25 protein-coding genes are annotated in these 22,324 nt (G+C 40.3%); 16 read left to right on the top strand and 9 right to left on the bottom strand.

Features of this window, described 5'->3' with window-relative positions:
- Positions 1–158 precede the first annotated feature (158 nt).
- The 5 genes from FC093_RS10790 (at position 159) to FC093_RS10775 (ending at position 3,613) form a co-directional block, all read left to right on the top strand.
- Positions 159–590, top strand: a complete 432-nt coding sequence (locus tag FC093_RS10790; protein WP_137261787.1) for a hypothetical protein — start codon at positions 159–161, stop codon at positions 588–590.
- A gap of 111 nt (positions 591–701) precedes the next feature.
- Positions 702–833, top strand: coding sequence for a hypothetical protein (locus FC093_RS24385; RefSeq protein WP_262711021.1), 132 nt, complete (start codon positions 702–704; stop codon positions 831–833).
- A 338-nt stretch (positions 834–1,171) separates the two neighbouring features.
- A complete protein-coding gene (locus FC093_RS10785; protein WP_137261786.1) occupies positions 1,172–1,942 on the top strand; it encodes a prolipoprotein diacylglyceryl transferase in 771 nt (256 codons plus the stop codon).
- Positions 1,935–3,335, top strand: a complete 1,401-nt coding sequence (locus FC093_RS10780) for a radical SAM protein (protein WP_137261785.1) — start codon at positions 1,935–1,937, stop codon at positions 3,333–3,335. The genes FC093_RS10785 and FC093_RS10780 overlap by 8 nt, the downstream gene beginning before the upstream one ends.
- 23 nt (positions 3,336–3,358) lie before the next feature.
- Positions 3,359–3,613, top strand: coding sequence for a hypothetical protein (locus FC093_RS10775; protein ID WP_137261784.1), 255 nt, complete (start codon positions 3,359–3,361; stop codon positions 3,611–3,613).
- A gap of 62 nt (positions 3,614–3,675) precedes the next feature.
- Here the strand turns inward: FC093_RS10775 and FC093_RS10770 are convergent, their stop codons facing one another.
- From FC093_RS10770 to FC093_RS10755, 4 genes are read right to left on the bottom strand one after another with little or no spacing between them, the layout of a single operon-like run.
- Positions 3,676–4,092, bottom strand: a complete 417-nt coding sequence (locus FC093_RS10770) for an SH3 domain-containing protein (protein WP_137261783.1) — start codon at positions 4,090–4,092, stop codon at positions 3,676–3,678.
- Between the two features lie 7 nt (positions 4,093–4,099).
- The gene (locus FC093_RS10765; RefSeq protein WP_137261782.1) at positions 4,100–4,468 is read right to left on the bottom strand and encodes a BON domain-containing protein; all 369 of its coding nucleotides are present in this window, start codon (positions 4,466–4,468) and stop codon (positions 4,100–4,102) included.
- A gap of 40 nt (positions 4,469–4,508) precedes the next feature.
- On the bottom strand, positions 4,509–4,838 hold the full coding sequence (locus FC093_RS10760) for a phage holin family protein (protein WP_137261781.1): 330 nt from the start codon (positions 4,836–4,838) through the stop codon (positions 4,509–4,511).
- A 14-nt stretch (positions 4,839–4,852) separates the two neighbouring features.
- Entirely contained in the window at positions 4,853–5,623 is a 771-nt protein-coding gene (locus FC093_RS10755) for a TerB family tellurite resistance protein (RefSeq protein WP_170971057.1), read from the bottom strand.
- A 227-nt stretch (positions 5,624–5,850) separates the two neighbouring features.
- On the opposite strand from FC093_RS10755, the gene FC093_RS10750 reads away from it, so the two are divergent.
- Entirely contained in the window at positions 5,851–6,090 is a 240-nt protein-coding gene (locus tag FC093_RS10750; RefSeq protein WP_137261779.1) for a YtxH domain-containing protein, read from the top strand.
- 218 nt (positions 6,091–6,308) lie between these two features.
- The gene (locus tag FC093_RS10745; RefSeq protein ID WP_170971056.1) at positions 6,309–7,010 is read left to right on the top strand and encodes a C40 family peptidase; all 702 of its coding nucleotides are present in this window, start codon (positions 6,309–6,311) and stop codon (positions 7,008–7,010) included.
- A 162-nt stretch (positions 7,011–7,172) separates the two neighbouring features.
- Here the strand turns inward: FC093_RS10745 and FC093_RS10740 are convergent, their stop codons facing one another.
- Positions 7,173–8,849 (bottom strand): M1 family metallopeptidase, encoded by a 1,677-nt coding sequence (locus tag FC093_RS10740; protein ID WP_137261777.1) that lies wholly within the window; start codon positions 8,847–8,849, stop codon positions 7,173–7,175.
- Positions 8,850–9,326: 477 nt separating this feature from the next.
- On the opposite strand from FC093_RS10740, the gene FC093_RS10735 reads away from it, so the two are divergent.
- The gene (locus tag FC093_RS10735) at positions 9,327–9,641 is read left to right on the top strand and encodes a hypothetical protein (protein ID WP_137261776.1); all 315 of its coding nucleotides are present in this window, start codon (positions 9,327–9,329) and stop codon (positions 9,639–9,641) included.
- Between the two features lie 133 nt (positions 9,642–9,774).
- Here the strand turns inward: FC093_RS10735 and FC093_RS10730 are convergent, their stop codons facing one another.
- On the bottom strand, positions 9,775–10,218 hold the full coding sequence (locus FC093_RS10730; RefSeq protein ID WP_137261775.1) for a cupin domain-containing protein: 444 nt from the start codon (positions 10,216–10,218) through the stop codon (positions 9,775–9,777).
- A gap of 508 nt (positions 10,219–10,726) precedes the next feature.
- Here FC093_RS10730 and FC093_RS10725 point away from each other — a divergent pair.
- Positions 10,727–11,488 (top strand): rhomboid family intramembrane serine protease, encoded by a 762-nt coding sequence (locus FC093_RS10725; protein WP_137261774.1) that lies wholly within the window; start codon positions 10,727–10,729, stop codon positions 11,486–11,488.
- 163 nt (positions 11,489–11,651) lie between these two features.
- Here the strand turns inward: FC093_RS10725 and FC093_RS10720 are convergent, their stop codons facing one another.
- Positions 11,652–12,245, bottom strand: coding sequence for a Crp/Fnr family transcriptional regulator (locus tag FC093_RS10720; protein WP_137261773.1), 594 nt, complete (start codon positions 12,243–12,245; stop codon positions 11,652–11,654).
- A 280-nt stretch (positions 12,246–12,525) separates the two neighbouring features.
- On the opposite strand from FC093_RS10720, the gene FC093_RS10715 reads away from it, so the two are divergent.
- The 6 genes from FC093_RS10715 to FC093_RS10690 all read left to right on the top strand — a co-directional run bounded on the left by FC093_RS10715 (position 12,526) and on the right by FC093_RS10690 (position 19,072).
- Complete coding sequence (locus FC093_RS10715; protein WP_137261772.1) at positions 12,526–13,008, top strand: c-type cytochrome; 483 nt, start codon at positions 12,526–12,528, stop codon at positions 13,006–13,008.
- 60 nt (positions 13,009–13,068) lie between these two features.
- Complete coding sequence (nosZ, locus tag FC093_RS10710) at positions 13,069–15,072, top strand: Sec-dependent nitrous-oxide reductase (protein WP_137261771.1); 2,004 nt, start codon at positions 13,069–13,071, stop codon at positions 15,070–15,072.
- Between the two features lie 155 nt (positions 15,073–15,227).
- Positions 15,228–16,253: a nitrous oxide reductase accessory protein NosL gene (locus FC093_RS10705; RefSeq protein ID WP_137261770.1), complete on the top strand. Its 1,026-nt coding sequence runs from the start codon at positions 15,228–15,230 to the stop codon at positions 16,251–16,253.
- Between the two features lie 102 nt (positions 16,254–16,355).
- Entirely contained in the window at positions 16,356–17,597 is a 1,242-nt protein-coding gene (locus FC093_RS10700; RefSeq protein WP_137261769.1) for a nitrous oxide reductase family maturation protein NosD, read from the top strand.
- Complete coding sequence (locus tag FC093_RS10695) at positions 17,594–18,298, top strand: ABC transporter ATP-binding protein (RefSeq protein WP_137261768.1); 705 nt, start codon at positions 17,594–17,596, stop codon at positions 18,296–18,298. Before FC093_RS10700 ends, FC093_RS10695 begins: the two co-directional genes overlap by 4 nt.
- Before the next feature lie 6 nt (positions 18,299–18,304).
- Positions 18,305–19,072 (top strand): ABC transporter permease subunit, encoded by a 768-nt coding sequence (locus FC093_RS10690; RefSeq protein ID WP_137261767.1) that lies wholly within the window; start codon positions 18,305–18,307, stop codon positions 19,070–19,072.
- A gap of 174 nt (positions 19,073–19,246) precedes the next feature.
- Here the strand turns inward: FC093_RS10690 and FC093_RS10685 are convergent, their stop codons facing one another.
- Entirely contained in the window at positions 19,247–19,726 is a 480-nt protein-coding gene (locus FC093_RS10685; RefSeq protein ID WP_137261766.1) for a carboxymuconolactone decarboxylase family protein, read from the bottom strand.
- Positions 19,727–20,122: 396 nt separating this feature from the next.
- Here FC093_RS10685 and FC093_RS10680 point away from each other — a divergent pair, with 396 nt between their 5' ends.
- Complete coding sequence (locus tag FC093_RS10680; protein ID WP_137261765.1) at positions 20,123–20,956, top strand: sigma-70 family RNA polymerase sigma factor; 834 nt, start codon at positions 20,123–20,125, stop codon at positions 20,954–20,956.
- 567 nt (positions 20,957–21,523) lie between these two features.
- Here the strand turns inward: FC093_RS10680 and FC093_RS10675 are convergent.
- Positions 21,524–21,925, bottom strand: coding sequence for a group III truncated hemoglobin (locus FC093_RS10675; RefSeq protein ID WP_137261764.1), 402 nt, complete (start codon positions 21,923–21,925; stop codon positions 21,524–21,526).
- Positions 21,926–22,324: the final 399 nt, after the last annotated feature.

Here is a 22,324-nt window from a genome sequence, read left to right as displayed (position 1 = left end):
CTTCGCAGGGAAAACTACTTTGCGTAAACACTGGTTCATTTGCTCTCTGTAGTGAAAGTATTAAATCAAACTCCCCCAACTTACAGCTTGAATCTTGTATCCTTGCATGTTGCTCCTTATCTTGGTATGAAATCTGAATGGAAAAAGAAAAGCTTTTTATGACAACAAACGAACAAATAGGCGATCCGATTTCATTAGAAGCGAGCAACGAAAGTGATATACAAACTTTAAAGAGTATAAATCATTATTATCAGAACAGGGGCGCCATTGACCAGCGGCTGATGGATTTAGAGGAAGAATGGGATATAGAACGGATGCTGGAGTTTAATGCTGCCGCCTGGGCAATGATAGGTGTGACGTTTGGCCTTACACGCAGCCGCTTGTGGCTGTTGCTGGCATTGGGTGCCGGTGCGTTGCTTGCCGGCCAGGCTTTGCAAGGCAATAGTCCAGCGGTACCTTTGTTGCGTAAATTAGGCTTTAGAACCAAGACGGAAATAGATAAGGAAAAGTATGCTTTAAAGGCACTGCGTGGCGATTTTAAGTACCTTTTAGATGTACCTAATGTAGTATGGAAAGCGGTAAATGAATAGAAATAATCTCCTGAAAAGCTTGCTCTTTTCTTTTGTGAATCGTACACAGTAACAGTTGGAGTTTTTAAACAGGCGAACAGAAACCTAAGCTGCCCGTTATTATGTCACGCCATGAGCAAGCCCCCGGCAGCAGGATTTAATTACAATCATACATTGCGGGGCTTTGTGCAAAATTTGTGGGCAGTAGTAAAATCAACGCTGATGCAAATAACGGCGGGTATTCTTTCTATCAATTCCTTGTAAGTAAAGGCAATCCACAGATTCCACACAAAGCGCCCACAGGATTGAAAGTACGGCTGACTGCTATCAGGAGCAATTGCGGAATGATGACTTCGATTATTAAAATTATCAGACTACTTACTTATTGAAATCTTCAAGAAATATATCCAAACCTGCTCTTCGTTGAGCCTTGTTACTTTACGCTATTCAAACAGGTTTTTATACAGCTTTCAATTAAGAAGTGTTACGGGCAGGTTTTGCTCTCTCCTTGCAGCGTGCAACTTTTACAACTTATTTGAAAATAGCATAAGCTGTTCCTCCGCTGATAGTAAAGGAATATATTTGACTTTAAATCAGCAGATTTGCATTTTCCTGTACAAATACCTGTTGGCAGCAATGCCATCTATCTGCATACAATTACCGAGTCGCTCGGCATGTTTGCAGGTTTCCGGTATTTTTTATACTTAAGAAAGAAAGAAGGTGATAAAATTGAATCGCCTAACCGTATCTGGATAATTATCGGCGCCATTTTCGGCGCTGTTATTGGCAGCCGGTTTATTGGCGGGTTGGAGAATGTGCATGATCTGTTGAATGCGGGTAATACATGGCTGTACTTTTATACCAATAAAACAATTGTTGGCGGACTGCTTGGCGGTTTGTTTGGCGTAGAATTAATGAAGAAAATTATTGGTGAGCCTACTTCTTCCGGCGACCTGTTTACGTACCCGCTTATTTTGGCAATAATCATCGGGCGCATCGGCTGTTTTAGCATGGGCGTGTACGAAGAAACATACGGTTTGCCTACACATGTATTTTGGGCAATGAACCTGGGCGACGGTTTGTTGCGGCATCCGGTTAGCTTGTATGAGATTGTTTTTTTGCTGTTGCTGTGGTTGGCTTTAATTAAGATAAATAATACTTATCCGTTGCAAAACGGTGCGTTGTTCAAGCTGTTTATGATGGCTTATCTTTTGTTCCGGTTAATGCTCGATTTTATAAAACCACATTATACATTAATATTTGGGTTATCTACCATACAGCTTACCTGCATAGCAGGATTGATTTATTATTATCGTTATATGCTGCATCCTAAAAAATTAATGGCTTATCCTTTAATAAAAATATATGCCTGAACGCCCTTATACATACTACGATTTTACAATCAGCCTGTGCCCTGTTTGTTTAAAAAGAATTGATGCGAAGATTGTGTTTGAAAACAACAAGGTATATATGCTAAAAAGCTGCAAAGAGCACGGCTTTAGCAAAGTGCTGATAGCAACCGATGTGGAATATTACAAGAACATCCGCAATTACAACAAAGCATCCGAAATGCCGCTACAATTCAACACACGTGCACATTATGGCTGCCCTTACGATTGTGGTTTATGTGCCGATCATGAGCAGCACAGTTGCCTTACCGTAGTAGAAATTACCGACCGCTGCAACCTTGCATGTCCTGCCTGTTATGCTATGAGTTCGCCGCACTATGGCAGGCACCGTACCATTGAAGAGATAGAACGTATGCTGGATATTGTGGTTGCAAATGAAGGCGCGCCCGATGTAGTGCAAATAAGCGGCGGCGAGCCTACTATTCATCCCAACTTTTTTGAGATATTGGACATTGCCAAAAGAAAGCCCATCAAGCATTTGATGGTAAATACCAATGGCATTCGCATTGCCAGAGATGTGGAATTTGCAAAGCGGCTTGCTGGCTATATGCCCGATTTTGAAATATACCTGCAGTTTGATTCTTTTGAAGGAGCAGCTTTGCAGGCAATGCGCGGTAAAGATTTAACCGGTATACGCAGGAAAGCATTGGATCATTTAAACAAGCTCAATGTATCTACTACGCTGGTAGTTACGCTGCAAAAAGGTGTAAATGATGATGAGATTGGAAAAATTATTGACTTTGCATTGCAGCAGCCTTGTGTGCGCGGTGTTACTTTTCAACCGGTACAGATAGCCGGGCGTACCGAAAATTTCAACCCGGCAACAGATCGCATTACCATGACGGATGTACGGCAGAAAATACTGGAACAAACCACCGTTTTTCAACCCAACGATTTAATACCTGTGCCCTGCAACCCCGATGCATTGGTAATGGGCTACGCGCTGAAACTGGCGGGCAAAGTTTTTCCAATGACCAGATATGTGGACCCGGCGCATTTGCTGAACAACAGCCGCAATACCATTGTGTATGAACAGGATGAGCAATTGCACCAGCAAATGCTGAAGATATTTAGCACCGGTATTTCGGTAGATAAAGTGCAAAACAATTTTAAAGAGCTGTTGTGCTGCCTGCCGCAGATACATGCGCCAGGATTGGATTACAACAATTTATTCCGTATTATCATTATGCGGTTTATAGATGCTTATGACTTTGATGTACGCGCGATTAAAAAGAGCTGCGTTCATATTGTGCATAAAGATGGAAGAATAATTCCGTTTGAAACGATGAATCTGTTTTACAGAGATGAAAAACAGGTGTATCTTGAAGCATTGCAACAGGAAAGAGTGAGTTTGTAAATTAATCTTTAGACTGCTTTTTTATGAATCAATTCTGGAAATATACTTTAATCATTACCGGTGCCAATGTGCTGTTTATTCTGTTGTGTTTTGCAGTACAGGAAATGTTTGTAGTATGGTTTTTTGGATTGATAATACAACTCTTATTAGGTATAGGGATGGTCTTCCCAAAAGAAACCCGAACACTTGGTCAGGCATTTCTTTTATCATTTGCCATTGTATTGGTTATTGGCTTTTCTGTTTGCTCCATAGCATGGAACAGTAGCGGTTTTCATTAGTGTATTTGCTTTTATACTAAAAACGCTTACAGAATTCAGAATCCTGTAAGCGTTTTATGTTTCTATGCCTGCGTCAAATATTGCGAATACGCATAGCCTTCTATGCCACTATCAGTGCGAATAAGACTCCACTGGTCATCGGCTTTGCTTATTACATTTACAACCTCGCCGTGTGCAGCTTTACCTACAATCTCCTGATCGGTGCCAGGACCTTTGCGGATGTTGAGATTAGATGACTGCGTAGTTACCTTTGCCTTAGTGCCTGCTGCTGCCGAGGCATCAATATTCAACACCAAATCGCCGGAGCGGTAATCGGGATCTATTTTATTATAAATATTCCAGAGATTATCTTTTACCGCGCCGCTGTTAGTAGTGCCATCTATATACAATACATTGTTTTGCTCGCGAACCTGCAGGTTGCTTACACCGGCAGTTTTTGCTGCATCAATTAGTTCTTTATATTTATCCTGTAATGTCATAGTTATTTTATTGGATGGTTAAGTTATTATTTACTTTTTTGGGGTGCAGTGCATTAACGTTTTGCAGGAGCTGCGGCAATTTATCCCTGCTGATCGTGCCTGTAAGCGTTACCTCTCCATTGTTTACTGTTGCCGTTACACCCGGAAAATCTTTGGTGGCATCTTTTAAATTGTTAGTTAATGAGTCGTCAGGCGATATAGTTACCGGCCCGCCGGTAGCAGCCGGCTGATCCGTCATTACTGTGGTATCGGGTAATTGAGCCGCGGCAGAATCGGCATTCGCATCGGAGGCAGTTTTGCTTTTACAAGCAGGTAAATAAGACATTGCAACAAGCGAAGCTGCCGCCAGCAATAATTTAAATGATACATTTTTCATAACGTTGATTTTAAAATTTAGTAATAAAAAGGCTTACTTTTTAATAAGCCAATAAGGTGCCTACGATAGCCAGCACACAGGCTACCAGCACTGCAGTACCAAACGAGCGAAGTTGAAAGCCGGAGAATAGTTTATCGGTAAGCCAGATGACAATGGCAGTTACAAACAGGCGAACGAGAAAGGAAAGTAGCCAGAGCGTCATTAAGTTTAAGGTAAAGCGTAGCAGGAAACCAATAGTCGCATTTAAAATACCAATCACCAAGGCTACACCTACAGCGGTACCAAAGCTTCTTACTTTAACGCCGGGATGTATATAAGCGAGCAGCAATAAAACACCGGCATTAATTATTAATTGTAATATCCAGCTCATGTAATAAAAACAGTTTACAGGTTTCTTAAAATTCTGTCAAACATACCACCGGCATTACCATAACCACGGCCGCCATTAAACATACCAATAAGGGAGCCCAAACCGCCACCGCCGAATAGTCCGCCTAAACCGCCGCCCATGTTTCCACCTGGTCCTCCACCGCCAAACATTCCTCCGCCTCTCCTTCTGCTACCGCCAAACATACCGCCGCTGCCCCTGCCCAATTTGTTGGTAACCATTCGCGTAAGTAATAATGGTGCAGCAATGGTAAGCAAGCCGCGCAGCAAACTACTGCCATTAATGCCGGCATTTTTCATTTTATCATCCAAACCTAAAGTAGATAAAAAGCCCGGCTGTTTTGCCTCCTCAGGTGTTACCTGCGCATTGGCCGCTTTGTTGGTAAACTGGTCGAGCAACGAAAACTGTTGCTGATTTACACCAAGATATTGCGCAATTTCTTGTACCTGCTGTTGTTCGGCTTCGTTGTAATCACTGTCGGCTTTTGCAAAAGCAATCAAATCGGTTACCAGTGAGTATCTTAGATCACTATTCTTTAATATATCCAGGCACTTTATCAGTTCATCATCAGTTATTGTACCGGCTGCATGTAGTACCGCTTCTTTTTGTTGTTTATTTATTTGGGCGGCGTCGCACAGTTCGGCAAGGCTTTCCAGTTCTTCTTTTGTTGCCTGCCGGTCGGCAGTGGCAATAGATGCAATGGCACCCAAATAAGCACCTTTTTCCTGGTCGGAATGGCCGGCTAAAATAGTTTGCTTGTTTTCCATGTGCAACCTTGTATTAAATTTTATGCCAGATAAATACGCTACCAGCACGTATGCCTGTTGTTCAATTCGCATATCCAATTTCGGTACTACAACTATGTAATGCCTTCGGTGACTTGCCTGTACATTTTCCTTTTAGAAGGATTGGCGGGATATTTATTCCATAAACAATAACTGGCAAACTTTTAGGTATAACATATACACTATTCATCCATTAAAAACATATAATTATGCATCCGTTATCTTTTATTCGTGGAGCTCTTTTTGGCGCTTTTGTTATGTATTTGTTTGCACCCCGCAGCGGCGCAGAAACGAGGAGAATGTTTGCTCAAAAAGGGGAAGATCTTAAAAACACTTTGGGAAATATTGCAGATACTGTTGCAAACGAAGTATCGGCGCAGCCCACTGAAACAGACGAAGCTGTAGTGATAGCCAGTGGTACTTACCGCCCAATGACGTATCAGCAATAAGCAGCTTGTATTGGTTCATTGTATTATACTCCTCCTGTTTTGCCTCAACAGACAAAGCCGGAGGAGTAATTTTTTAGGCAAATAACACTTTTTACTCCAACAATTTATCCACAAGCAACTGCTTTTGCGCAAAATGCGCTGGAAATTTTGCACTGTACTGCCTGTAAACGGCGTATCTTTTATTTTGCAGTGTAATGTTTAAAATTCATCAGATAAGTATGATGGCTGTAGTAGCCTGCATGCTGCTCACGAGCTGTAAAAGCCTGCAACGCCTGTCGGCACGCGACGCTTCGGCAAAGAGTAAAACAGCGGCTGCAAATAAAAAGGCGCGTAACATTGAATTTATTGATGATATTGCTGTAAGCACCGGCAAGGCACCAGCTCCAAAAAGTAATACTAATGCAAAGAGGGCTCCAAAGGTGATTTATAAGCCTCCAACAGACATTGTGCTCACCAGATTTAATATTGAAAAAGCTACCGCACTACAGTTTAAATATGCCATCATGTTGGATGCTTCGGTAGAGAAACTCACCGATACGTTACTGTTGCAAAATATTGATCATTGGTATGGCACGCAGTACTGCATGGGCGGTTCTACCGAAGATTGTATTGACTGCAGTGCCTTTACACAAATTATGATGCGCGATGTGTATAAGGTAGATATTCCACGCACTGCCCGTGCGCAATACGATAACAGCGACCGTATTGCGGTAGAAGACTTACAGGAAGGCGACCTGGTGTTTTTTCAAACAGTTGGCCGCGATATATCGCATGTGGGCATCTATCTTACCAACAATAAATTTGTACATGCTGCCACCAGCAATGGTGTAATGGTGAGCGACCTGAATGACATATACTGGCGACCGCGTTTCAAAGGCGCCGGAAGAGTATTGAAAAATGGGGTTGCCTTGGGTAGATGATTTTAGCGCTCACAGATGAATGAATAGGCATGGATGAGAAATAAAAACTTGATTATGTACGCTATTCCTCACGAATGTGCAAAAAGATACATAGAATTACTTTCTTATATTCTTTAATTATTCCTCAACTGTGTTTATCCGCTTTATCTGCGAGCAATCATTTCATTGAGCAGCAGCGCTCATTGCTTTTACATTCAGGTAATACATTTTTTCTATTCCTTCTTTTGTAAATAAACCTGCCTGCTGTTTATTTACTGCACTATTTTTCCATTCATCGGTTGGATAAACTTTAATGTTTGCAGTATCGTTATGTAAGGCAATGGGCAAATTAAAACCTGCCACGCAACTATCATAGCGATAATACACTTTGCTGCTGTCGTTATTGAAATAATATTCAAAAGTTGGTATTTGTGTGGTGCGCAAATACTGGTCGAATACTTTATTGTAATCGAAGCCTGCCAGCTTACTGAAGGTGCTTTCTATCTGTTGTGTAGTTACTGTTTTGTGGTAAAAGATTTTATTTAATCCGTGCAACACATTACGGAATTTTGCATCATCATTCATGCTGTGGCGAATGGTATGCAACATATTGCCACCCTTATAATACATATCGCCGCTGCCTTCTTCATTTACACCATAATGTGCTATAATAGGCTTATCATTTTGTATTCTTTTGCGAACGCCGTAATTGTATTCATCAGCCGCATCCTTGCCATAATAATAATCTATAAATAAGGTTTCGCTGTAGTTGGTAAAGCCTTCGTGCACCCACATATCAGCCAGATCTTTGGTAGTGATGTTATTGGCAAACCACTCATGACCGCTTTCATGCACAATAATAAAATCCCATTTCATGCCCCAGCCTGTGCCCGATAAATCAATGCCATGATAACCATTTTGATAGCCATTGCCATACGCTACTGCACTTTGATGCTCCATACCGAGGTGCGGCGCATCTACCAGCTTGTAGCCATCCTCATAAAAAGGGTACGGACCAAACCAATATTCAAATGCCTTCAGCATCCGGTTTACATCAGGCGCGAGCTTTGTTTCTATTTTGGGATAATTATAATCCAGCACCCAATAATTTACATCCAGGTTACCTTTTAACCCAGGATATACTTCGGCTTTATTTTTATAAAAACCGATATACGGAATAATGTTGTAATTATTGATTGGGTTTACAATACTCCATGTATAACTTGTAGTGCCATTGCCTTTTTTTTGCGTGTTTGTCAATCTTCCATTGCCCACTGCCATGAGGCTGTCGGGAACAATGATGGTTATGGAGGCACCTTTATCCGGCTCATCGCCCTGGTAGTCTTTGCACGGATACCAAACACTGGCACCCAGCCCCTGACAAGCAACGCTCATCCATGGGCGGTCAAGCGAATCTTTTGTCCAAATCCAACCGCCATCCCAAGGTGGTCTTATCGCTTCTTTGGGCTTGCCGTGATAGTAAATGGTAATAGCTGCGCTGCTGTTATATACCTGCTTGGGCGCATTTACTATACACACATTTTCTTCCTGTTTAAAGTTGAGCGAACGATGATTGTTGAATGAGATACTGTCAATAATCAAAGGCTGTTGCAGATCTATTTGCATAAAAGCCGGATAGCTCTTGCTTACCACTTTATAAGTAATAACTGTTTTGCCGGTAATGGTCTTGCTTTCATAATCAGGCTGTACGGTCAAATCGTAACGCTGTACATCCCACCAGGTGCGGTTGGCGTTGAGGCTGCCACGCAATGTATCGGCGTGTGTAAAGGTCTTTGTTTGCTGCGCAAAAATAATGCTGGTGCAAGTAAAAAAGGCTAACAACAAGAGAATGTACTTCATGCGATAAATATAGTATGGACGGGTAAAATGGCGACAAGTAAAATGGAAGAGCGGAAGCAGGGGAGGACGACAATGTTATAGTAATGAATAAAGCTATGCCAAAATTTTCATCAGCTATACTGTACTTCAAAGGCATCTGCGATAAAAGTGCTACACTAACATAGTGTATCCGCGAAACATGCCCTTGCCTTAATGCAAAGAATGTTAGTTTCCATACGCACATCACGAAAGCGATTGAATAGAACAGGTAGAATCTTGGACTTACACTACGTCACTTGCTGTACTAAATATTTATTTTTAGTAAAAAGTTTCTTTAATGTTCATTAACTTTCGCTTGTAATGTTTTTTTTCATATTTAAATAGGTTATGTATCTTGCGCTTGCAAGTAGTTGGATTATTTATGAACTGCTCAAACCATAACTTAAAAAGCACATTTTTATATCCTACATTTTATTTCGTTTCCCTTTTACTTATTACATGTATTGCTACACAAGCCAAACCAAAGAACTGTATAGCTATCAGGACCTCTCGCACATTTATTACCTGAGGCAAAAAGATTCGCTGCAAAAAAACTGGTCCTGCCCACAGCTATATCAAAGTAAGGAAACACAAAAGAAATACAAGGAATTCCAGGATTCCCGTACCGATTTTATTACCACTGCTATCATGGATAAAGATTTTGTGCATGATAAAGAAGTGTATGATTATGTCAACAGCATTATTGCACAGATAGTAAGCGGCAATAAAAGGCAATTTTACTGCTATGCAAGCGTTTGGAGAAAAGCCTGGTGAAAATGAGTTCCACTGCAGAAGATTGTTGGTGATATTGAAGCAACTGCTTCGCGTTCTTCTTCACAGTGCAAAACTTTGAAAAAGCAACATAAGGCTACAAACAGGCACTTATGCCAAAGCAGGATAATGGTACTTAACCGTTACTCTTTTCGTAGTTAATAATGATTACCAGATCCTCTGTTCCGGTTTGTTTTAATCCATGAGAACTGCCCGGAAAAGTAAGGATAGCATCACCTGCCTGTACTGTAAACACTTTATTGTTCATTGTCATTTCGCCTTTGCCACTTACAATATAATATATCTCATCTGCTTGCTGCAGGTGGTAACCTATTTCGGAGCCGGGATGTAGCACTCTCTTGCGAAACACCAGTTTACTATCGGCTGCGCTATTAAAAAAGCTGTACGCCGTAGTTGATCCATTACCATGGTGCGGAGCAGGCTCATTTTTACCAATATCGCTTTCGTGTTCCAATATATAGCCTGTTTCTTTTTGCTTTTTTGCAAAACTGTAAGAAGCAAATAATCCTGCTGCAAAACAGGATATTGCAATGGTGGTTACAACAATATATTTCTGCATGGTTGCTTGGTTTTATAAATAATGCTGTATGAAGTTAGCTGTTTATGCATTGCTGTTTAGTTTATCTTAAACAAGAATAAGGAATAGCAGAACCTGTAACTGCTCTTTTATTATTTTTATAGCAGTACTACAATAACAATCAAACAACTCGATAAGTGGCACACAAAAGGAAGGGACAATTAACCGTTACACGCGAATGGGCAAAGCACCTTAGGAAAGGTCTTCACAAACAATTTTGGAAAGCTGAAAGAAGGGCAGCGAAAAACATACTAAAAAAAGAGCTTATTAAAACGGGTAAGGACTACAACTCCTAAAAACACGCGAACTGCTATAGCAATTTAAACCCTTCTGCAATGGGAAATATGCTGACACATATCTATATTAAACTTGTTTTTATTCAGGTTATTTATTTATTCCGGTTGGCTTTCTACGGGCTTAGCCGGTCACTACTTAAAAGGTATCCGTTCTCACATTAGGAATAACATTTGCATCATCTATGGAAAAATGTATGCCCATTCCCATCGGTGATGATAACAGAGACAGGCGCCTTACGCCTTATATAAATTACTTGTTGATAGCGCTTAATATTTTTGTATTCGTCTGGTGGCAGGCATGGGGCAGTAATGTTTCCGTAAGCTTAGCTTATGCCACCGTGCCGGGCGAAATTCTTACAGGTACAGACATTGTTACGCAAAGCCAGATTTTGACTGATGCTTATACTGGTCGCTACTTCGAAATGCCGGGCTTGCAGCCTACTCCCATTCCCGTTTTTCTTACACTTATTACCTCGCAGTTTTTGCATGGCGGGTTCGCCCACTTATTTGGTAATATGGTGTTTCTTTGGATATTTGGCGATAATATAGAAGATTCAATGGGGCATTTCCGCTATCTTATTTTCTATCTGCTGTGTGGTATAATCGCGGGGCTGATTCATGTATTCAGCACGTTGGTACTGGGGCAAGATCTGCTTATTCCTTCCCTTGGTGCATCGGGTGCTATTTCGGGTGTATTAGGCGGATATATTGTATTGCATCCATACAGAGGGATACATGTTTGGTTCTATCTTTTTATAATAACTATTCCTGCGTTCCTGGTAGTAGGGCTCTGGTTTGTTTTCCAGGTATTGAGTGGATTAGGTACATTGGGTGGAGAAGAAATTGGCGGAGTGGCGTATGGTGCGCATATAGGTGGCTTTATTGCCGGATTGCTGCTGGTAAAGCCTTTTATGAAACATATTCCACCGCCCAGGCGAAGATCATACTGGAGATAGCCGGGAAGACCTGTTTTATTTACTATAAAAGAGTGCTTACGTAAGCATCAGGTTATACCTCACTGACATTATAAATACATGGTGCGAGTACTTTCATCAAAAAGGCTCACGAGATACGAATCTTTCTGATAGTTTTTAAAACCTGAACGCTGTGCATAAACTATCAGCAATACACTTTTCCTCTATCTACTTTCAGCGCGCCTTTGTCGTGTAAATTACGAATGGTGCGGATAACAGTTTCTACACGCAATCCGGTCATATCGGCTATTTGCTGGCGGGTGAGTTGAACCTTTGAGCAACAGCTACAGATATAATGTTTTTCTTTTTTAAAATGATCGAGCAAAGCGGTGATGGTACTTTCGGGGTTATGACGGGCAATCTCTTTTGAGAAATGAAATTTAAAACGAAGCCGTTGCACCATCAGCTTTGTAAAAGCAAATCCGTAGTGCGGATGATCTTTTAACAACTGGTGAAAGGAAGCCTCGTGCAAGCGAAGAATTACACAGTCTTTATCTGCTATGGCTGTTGCAGCATACGGCTCGCCATCAAACAACGGAAACTCGCCAAAGCTTTCAACCGGCTCTATAATATCATGTATAAACTCACTGCCGTCATCATTTATCGTCAGCCATTTTACACGGCCACTTTCCAACTGATGATAAAAATGGGCTTGCTGACCTTCGCGAAAAATAACTTCACCAGCGGCTACCTTTTTGTAAGAAGCGCCATAGGATGTAAGAATTGCAGCATCAATCATTGCTATTATATTAAAGAGTATTACCAGACAAATAATAGTAAAAGTATATGGAATACACTTTGTGCAATATGACGTTAAACAGTTATCGGCATGATTAATATCATATTATCAAAACTGCCGCTGACAAAACTGCCAAAACGCTTACTGGGCCTGAGTTTCCCGCATTTCGATCACTGCACTGCTGCTACAGAAAATAAGGTGCGTTTACAAATATGACTAAACGCATAAAACACGGATTTTGCCGTGAGTAATCTTGCACTTTCAATTTAAAACAATCAATATGAGAAAGCTTTTGATTCTTTTTAGTGTTTCCATGTCGGTGCTGTTATACGCCTGCGACGGTGCCAGTGGGGATAATACATCATCCGGCAATGCGGATAATAGCAGTGCTGCCGCAAATAATTCCGCTGCCTCTTACGACCCCGAACGTGGTGAAGGAAAATTCTCGAATGTAGAACTAAGCGATAAGCTGAATACTACTATAGCCGATGCCGGGGAAAAAGTATATGGGGTAAAATGTGCTGCCTGCCACAAACTTACGGATGAAAAATTGGTGGGTCCGGGCTGGAAAGGCGTTACTACCAGGCACAAGCCGGAATGGATAATGAACTTCGTTACTAATCCCGATGCAATGCTGGATAAAGACCCCAAAGCACAGGCTATGCTGGAGATTTGTATGGTACGTATGCCCAACCAAAACCTAAGCGATGATGATGCACGCAGCGTGCTGGAGTTTATGCGTAAAAATGATGGAGTACAATAAATACTATCAATAATAACACAAACAATCCAAAAAATTGATCCAGTTCCAAACCTGTATTTTATGAAAATATATAACATAAGAATGATGACAATTGCAGTCGCGGCCATACTACTCTATGCCAGCGGTTGTAAGCCAAAAAATGTAAACAGTGCCGTAAGCGAAGATGCTGCTGTAAAAACGTATGTGGCTCCGGGCAAGTACGACGAGTTTTACAATTTTGTAAGTGGTGGTTTCAGCGGGCAAATGAGTGTATATGGTTTGCCTTCGGGAAGACTGCTGAAAGTAGTTCCTGTTTTTTCTGTTGACCCCGAAAAAGGCTGGGGCTACAGCGAAGAAACAAAACCAATGCTGAATACTTCGCGTGGTTTTATCCCCTGGGACGACCTGCATCACATGGATTTATCGCAGACAAACGGAGAGATAGACGGCCGTTGGTTATTTGCAAATGCCAACAATACCCCACGCATTGCACGTATTGATTTAACCACATTCCGCACTGCCGAAATTTTGGAGATACCCAACAGCGCAGGTAACCACTCTTCGCCTTTTATTACCGAAAATACAGAGTATGTAGTAGCCGGAACAAGGTTTAGCGTACCCATGGATAACGATAATGGTGATGTTCCCATCAATACTTACAAGCAAAACTTTAAAGGCACTTTAAGCTTTATAAGCGTTGATAAAAACGATGGCAATATGCAGATTGCTTTCCAGATCTTATGCCCCGGTGTAAACTTTGATTTAAGCCATGCCGGTAAAGGTCCTTCTCACGGTTGGTTCTTTTTCTCCTGCTACAACAGCGAACAGGCCAACACCTTGCTCGAAGTAAATGCTTCGCAAAAAGATAAAGACTTCATTATGGCTGTTAACTGGAAAAAGGCAGAAGAATACCTGAAAGCGGGTAAAGGAAAAAAGGTGAGTGTGAAATATGCGCATAATAAATACGACGACAAAACACACTCTTCCAAATCGGAGACCATGACCGAAGTAACTATGCTGGATTCAAAAGATCTGCCCGGACTGTGTTATCTTATTCCCTGCCCTAAATCACCACACGGCTGCGATGTGGACCCATCCGGCGAATACTTTGTAGGTAGCGGTAAGCTGGCTGCTTTGATTCCGGTTTTCTCTTATAGCAAAATGATAAAAGCTATCGAAAACAAGGAATTTGATGGTACGTATCAAGATTTGCCAGTGCTAAAATATGAATCTGTCTTGTATGGTGAAGTGCAGAAGCCGGGTTTAGGTCCATTGCACACCGAGTTTGATGGAAGGGGCAATGCTATTACTACCATGTTCGTTTCTTCTGAAATTGTAAAATGGAATATTAAAGACTTAAAGATAATAGATCGCCAGCCTACTTATTATTCTCCCGGTCACCTGTGCATCCCCGGCGGCGACACCAAAAAACCTAATGGTAAATATGTGATTGTGTACAACAAAATCACCAAAGACCGTTACCTGCCTACTGGTCCTGAACTTGCACAAAGCGCACAGTTGTTTGACATTACGGGCGATAAAATGAAACTGATATTAGACTTCCCAACTATTGGTGAGCCGCACTATGCACAAGCCGTAGCTGCCGATCTTATCAGAAATAAGTCGGTAAAGATTTTCAACATTGAGCAAAACGGCAATCCCTATGCAAGTAAGGGCGAAAGTACTGCAAAAGTGGTGCGCACCGGCAATAGGGTAGATGTATATGCAACGGCTATCCGCTCACACTTTGTGCCTGATAATATTGAAGGGGTTAAGCTGGGTGATGAGGTGTATTTCCATATCACCAACCTGGAGCAGGACTGGGATATACCGCACGGCTTTGCCATAAAAGGTGCCAATAATGGCGAGTTGCTGATAATGCCGGGCGAAACACAAACACTTAAATGGACACCAGACAAAGTAGGCATTTATCCGATGTATTGTACTGACTTCTGTAGTGCACTGCACCAGGAGATGTCGGGATACGTAAGAGTTTCACCTGCCGGCAGCAATGTTCCCATTAGCTTCAGCACTGGTAAAAACGAACCTGCTGATTCGGTAAAAACTACCGCAAGCGTAAAATAAACAATATTGTACTGGCTTTTTAAAATATCACTGCAGTACAGGTGTATCTCGCTTGTACTGCAGCCAATAAGCCGCAGCAAAACAGGCTATGTTACAACCATTCAATGCTAAGCCCTCTAAAAAACAAATTGCACAATCGGTTAAATAAATGGATTATGAAAAGTAAATTAAAAGTATGGGTAAGAACAGCAACTGCAATATGTGGCATCGCTCTGCTTGCAGTATTATATTTTCCCATCTGGCAGATACAATTGAATGCACCACAATATCCCGAAGGGCTGGTATTACTGATTTATGCAAGCAAGCTGGGAGGGAGCGTAGATATTGTGAACGGATTGAATCACTACATTGGCATGAGAACGCTGCATGCCAATGACTTTGTGGAGTTCTCTATACTACCATACATCATCATTTTCTTTTCAGTCCTTTTTATACTAATTGCCATCATCAACCGTAAGCGCTTTTTATACACCGGCTTTATCCTGTTTGTACTATTTGGTATTATTGCTATGGTTGACTTCTGGCGGTGGGAGTACAGCTATGGTCGCGATCTTAATCCCGAAGCGCCTATCAAAGTTCCCGGCATGGCTTATCAGCCACCATTAATTGGGTATAAACAACTGCTTAATTTTGGTGCTTATTCTATTCCCGACATTGGCGGCTGGATATTTGTTGCCGTGGGCGTAGTGCTTTTTGCTGCCGTTTTTTTTGAATTAAAAACAGCCAAAACCCGGACTATAAAATTCGCAAAAACACCGGCACTCGTTGCTTTGCTATTTGTTTTTTCTGCCGTTATCACCTCATGCAATGCACAGCAGGAGCCAATTGTAGTAGGAAAAGATGCCTGTTATTTTTGCAAAATGACAGTGAGCGATGCCCGCTTTGGCGGAGAAGTATTAACGCAAAAAGGAAAGGTATATAAGTTTGATGATCCGCATTGTTTGCTTGCCTTCCTGCACGGAGATGTGGTAAAAAAGAACGATATTAAAGAGGTGTATGTAGTAGATTTTAATAGTCATCAACTCATTCCTGCAGCCAGTGCTTTCTTATACAAAAGCGAAGCATTAAAAAGCCCCATGAACGGCAATATTGCTGCTTTTGCAACTGCTGCCCATATGCAAAAAACTTCAGCCCAATGGCAAGGCGAAGCAGTAAAATGGGATACGCTGCTGAAGCAATAAAACATTGTAAATAGTGAATGGTGCGTTGCAGGTTTAAACGCTTATACGCATCACTCTTGGCTTACCATCTACAAAAAAGTATGTACTTGAATTGATTGTAAAATGAAAGTTTTTATACTCATATCAGTTATTGCAAGTCTTGTATGCATCAACACTTCTCTTGCTGCTGTTATTACGGTAGGAAAAGGAAAAGATGTGGCAACCATTCACCAGGCGATAGATAAAGCAAATAATGGAGATACGGTTCTTGTGTATCCGGGAGAATATCATGAAAAGAATATTCTTATCAACAAAAGCATTGCTTTGATTGGTATTGACCGTCCGGTGATTGATGGTGACCATGCTTACGAAATGATCTCTGTTGCTGCCAGCAATGTAGTGGTAAAAGGTTTCCGCGTGCAACATTCAGGCAAATCTTCTTTAAACGATATTGCTGCCATAAAAATTTACAGCAGCAGCTATGTAACCATCGAAAACAATATTGTGGATGATAGCTTCTTTGGCATTTTTGCTAATAATGCATCCAGTTGTACCATCAGGAATAATTATTTAACAGCTTATAACAAAGGCGAACAGGAGAGTGGCAATGGTATTCATTGCTGGAAGAGCGACAGCATGCACATTCAAAATAATACTGCAACCGGCTTTCGTGATGGTATTTACTTTGAATTCGTAACCCATTCCATTATCTCCAGAAACCTGAGTGAAAAAAATATTCGTTATGGTTTGCACTTTATGTTTTCGCACAACGATACTTATGTAAGTAATACCTTCCGGAACAATGGCGCTGGCGTAGCGGTAATGTTTACGCATGGCGTAAAGATGATCAATAATGTTTTTGAGAATAACTGGGGTGCTGCTTCTTATGGTTTATTACTAAAAGAAATCAGCGATAGTTATATACAAGACAATCGTTTTTTAGAAAATACAATGGGTATTTATATGGAGGGCACTTCGCGTATAGCCCTTGTAAAAAACCTGTTTAAAAAAAATGGGTATGCCATGAAAATAATGGCGAGCTGTGCCGACAATAAATTGTATTTGAATAATTTTTTGGGAAACAGTTTTGATGTAGGTACTAATGGTTCTATATCGTTGAATGAATTTAAAAATAACTACTGGGATAAATATGAAGGCTACGATTTAAACAGGGATGGCATTGGCGATGTGCCTTACCGGCCTATCAGCTTGTATTCGATGATCGTAGAGCAAAATCCGCCTGCAATGATGTTGTTCAGAAGTTTCATTGTTACATTGCTCGATAAAACAGAAAAAGTGATTCCTGCCATCATCCCCGAAAATCTAAAAGACAATTATCCATCCATGAAACAATTATCATTATGATTATTGCAACAAATGTTTCAAAGCAGTTTGGCAAATTGAAAGTGCTGGACAATATATCGGTAAACTGCAATAAAGGTGAATGTATTGCTTTGATTGGTCCAAACGGAAGCGGTAAAACTACATTTATAAAAAGTATTTTAGGTATGGTGGTTCCCGATAGCGGCTTCATCACCTTTAACGGAAAAAATATTATTCACGACTGGGTATATCGCCAGCATATTGGTTACATGCCGCAGATTGGTCGCTACCCGGAGAATATGACCATCGGGCAAGTAATTGATATGATGAAAGACATTCGTCACAACAGCACCACCGTTTTAGACACCGACCTGATAGAGGCATTCAATCTTGATAAACTAATGCAAAAAAGAATGCGTACACTCTCCGGCGGTACAAGGCAAAAAGTAAGTGCTTCGCTTGCTTTTCTTTTCAACCCCGATGTATTGATTTTGGATGAACCTACAGCCGGACTCGACCCGGTTGCTTCTGAGATTTTAAAAGACAAGATTATAGCCGAAAAGAAGAAAGGAAAACTTGTTCTTATCACTTCACACATCTTAAGCGAACTGGATGATCTGGTAACCCATGTGATTTATATGAACGAAGGCAAACTGCAGTTTCACAAAAGCATTGAGAAAGTGCGGACAGACACGGGGGAAGAAAAATTGTCAAAAGCCATTGCCAGCATCATGAGTAAATAATAAGCCATGCAAAAGATATTGAAATACGTTGTTGTAGATATTTTAAGAAGCAGGATAGTGCTTGCATATACCCTTTTCCTGCTCCTTATTTCTTTTTCTATTTTTAACCTGGAAGATAACCCCGAAAAAGGTTTGTTGAGTTTGCTCAACCTTATTCTGTTTATTGTGCCACTTATCAGCATTATTTTTTCTACTATTTACTTTTATAACAGCTCAGAGTTTATCGAGTTGATGGTGAGCCAGCCTATTAAAAGGAAATCCATCTGGCTGAGTTTGTTTGGTGGTTTAGCGGTTTCACTGGGTGTTGCTTTTTTTGTGGGTGCAGGCATTCCCATTCTCATTTATCAGCCCAATATCACCGGCTTTCTGATGATTATTGCAGGCTTGTTTCTTTCCGTTATTTTTATTGCCATTGCTTTATTAAGTTCGGTGATAACAAGAGATAAAGCGAAAGGTATAGGTATTGCTATTTTATTGTGGTTATATTTTGCTGTTATTTTTGATGGGCTTGTCTTATTCCTGCTGTTCCAGTTTGCAGATTATCCTTTGGAGAAAGTAATGGTGGGCATCAGCTCGCTCAACCCTATTGATTTAAGCCGCATTCTTATTTTATTGCAACTCGATGTATCTGCACTCATGGGTTATACCGGTGCTGTTTTTAAAGATTTTTTTGGCACCGCAACCGGTATTACAATCTCCTTTTCCGTACTGATTTTATGGATTGTTATACCTGTATTTCTTTCCCTGCGAAAATTTAAGAGCAAAGATCTGTAAGGGTAAGGTGATTAAATGCATTTTATTAAACGATCCGAACCAAATCAATCTGCGTTATCCAAATTTTTTTACATGAATCAACCTTAATCATAAAAGATTTTAAAACGAGGTTGGTGTGCAACTGGTTGCATACTGCATTTAGGACACCAACCTCGTTGTATAAAAACCTTTCTGCTATGAGACGACTTCGTTTTCCCTTATTCTTTGTTTTACCATATAACTGCCTGGCACGGGACCGAAGGAACGTACAATACGGTTCCAGGTATTAATTTGGGCAATGCACAAAGTGAGATAAGCAATTTCGTCCTTAGAAAAATACTTGGATAGCTCATCGTGTATGTGATCACTGCTTTGTTCTTCGGGCAATCTTGTCAAGATTTCGGTAAAAGCTAGCGCAGCCCTTTCTTTCCCTGAATAATAAGGTGTTTCCCTCCAGGCAGGCAAAGCGTATAGCCTTTGTTCGGTTTCACCGGCATGCCTGGCTTCCTTAGAATGCATGTCGAGGCAGTAAGCGCAACTATTAATTTGGGATGCCCTCATTTTCACCAGGTTTAGTAACTTCTTATCCATTCCGCTTTTGGCAATGTATTGTTCTACGTTTAGCAGCACCTCTCTCATACCTTGCGGGGTTTCGTTCAAAGTAATTCTTTCCATAATTTAAAAAAGTTTGATTCAGTTAAAAAACAAATAAGGAACGGGAAATGTGACAGCCTTTTAAAATTTTTTGAATGAATTATCTGAAAACAGAAACTTTCCATTTTACAGCTTCCTCCCATTAGCGCAAGGAAGCGTCGAGTACCTTAAATAATGTTAACGCTACTGTTTGCAGTAAGCGTAAAGATGGGTGGCAACAACGCAGTATAAATTTTTTTAGGGAGTATTTATAAGTAAAGTGTATCATATTACCTGAACCTTATAAGATTGATAAACGAATAAACCCTGCGCAAAATCAATTCTCAGATGTGAACAGTAAGCATAATTCCCTACCAACGATCTGAATACTATATCAAATTATTGGAAAATATACCTTTGCATATTTCGCTCAATTGTATGGAAGACATCAGGAAATTGCTTACTACTTATGCCTATAACATCCTAGGCTCTTACGAAGATGCAAAAGATATAGTGCAGGATGCTTACCTGAAATTTTACAACATAGATGATAATGGTAGCATTGAAGATAAAAAATCCTATCTGGTTCGTACGGTTATTAACCTTTCCATCAACTTAAAGAAACGGAAAAATAAACTGTTGTCGCAATATCCCGGAGAGTATCTGCCGGAACCTCTTGCAACAGAAAAAGCTGATACAAACATCGTCAGACAAGACATTCTTTCTTATTCCCTGCTGGTACTTCTCGACAAATTAAATCCAAAACAACGGGCAGTCTTTATTTTAAAGGAAGCATTCGAATATGACCACAAAGAAATCTCAGAAGTGCTTCATATCACTGAAGAAAATTCAAGAAAAATGCTCAGCAGGGCAAAACAGGAATTGAAAAATCCTGGAACGGTGGTAAACACCGCTTACTACAAAGAATATGTTGAAAAATACCTGCAGGCTATCTATAATGGAGATGTAGAAGAGCTGGAAAACTTATTGCATGATGATATTTCAATAATATCTGATGGTGGTGGTAAAGCATCGGCCCTATTGCGCCCCCTTTACGGTAAATCATTAGCTGCAAAATTCCTTGTGGGTATATTTCGTAAGTTTTACTCCACAAGTGACACCCGGATACAAAAAGCGAATATCAACCATCAACCTGGGCTCTTGCTTTACAAGAACCAACAATTATCTGTGTGCCAGGTTTTTGAATTTGATAACGGGAATATCTGCCGTATTTATTTTGTACGTAACCCTGATAAGTTACGAGCGCTATAAAAAATTGATTTAAACTGTCACTTTTTTATTATTTGTTTGCTTTATGATCGCAGGGCAACAATGAAAGAATTTTTTAAAATATTATTTCAATATAACCACTGAAGCAAGCAGAAAATAGCCGGAGTATTTTCAACATTTCCTGAAAAGCTTTCCGAAAAGACTATAAAACTTTACAATCACATTCTGAATGCCCGCCACATCTGGAATTTCAGAATTTAGTCAACTAAATCTTCCTTTGAAGTTTGGGATATTCATTCTTTGGAGGACCATAAGACAATCGATAAAATGAATCTCGAAAAACAGTAGATATACTTAGCGACCAAGGCGAACTGCGGAAGATATTGCTTTGGCAAAACACCTATGCAGACCTTCTGCACAGGTTCGTGCTTTCACGAACTTTGTTGCATTATGGAGAATAAATTATAAAAATTACACTATAACTCAAAACCTATCAACAAAATAATAAGCCTGCTATAAACAATATCAATTCTTAAACAAACATCATGGAAAATGTCAATAAAAAAGGTTCGTAAAAACACGAACCTTAACCAACAATATGATAAGATCTTACGTAGTTTGGGCGATATTATTTGCTTGTGGCGCTACAATTTTTATTTGCATAATGGTAGCAACAGACAGCGCCCGCTGCTTAATTAATTCCGCATTATCTCCTTCGTACAGTTCATTTACCGTTTGAGCAAACAAACGATACCATTGTTTAAAATCGGCTCCTGTAAGGGCGTGCAGGGCATGTATATGTTTGTGCACCTGCATGGGATTGCCAGAGAAATTATTGGTATAAAAAACAACATTATCCCAAAAATTATACATTTTAGGCAAATGCTTGTCCCAGTCCACTTTTATTACTTCCGTAAAAAAGTGACCGATAGTGGCATCCTGCTTCACTTTATCATAAAAAGCATTTACTATTTGTATAATGTCCTGTTTATCGCGAATATCATTTTTCATAACACTGCAAAGAAATGTATTTGTACAAATAAGAGACCTGATTAATATCAGGCGAATGTATTTTAACTATTGGTTTTGCTTTTATCTGGTTAAGTTATATGCAAGCTAACCATACTTACATACATATGTGTGTAACACGAAACCCCTGGTGGTAAAGCATTATAGTTCTTCAATAAACGCTCAGTCAGCCGAGCTATTCACCCTAAAAGCTATAATCCATCTTAAAGTAAGTGGTGACGTTGATCCGTACAAACGCGCAGTGCAATCGTGTTGTCCTTGAACTAGCGAAGCGATTTCATGAATACCATTGAACAAACATCAATTCATTCATACTTTTTGGTTACTTTTTTCAAGAGAAAGCGACAAACAAAAACTTATTGTAGAAAATCATACTTACGA

The organism is Ilyomonas limi (assembly GCF_005233845.1).
GTDB lineage: Bacteria > Bacteroidota > Bacteroidia > Chitinophagales > Chitinophagaceae > Ilyomonas > Ilyomonas limi.
This window is presented reverse-complemented; position numbering and strand designations above follow the sequence as displayed.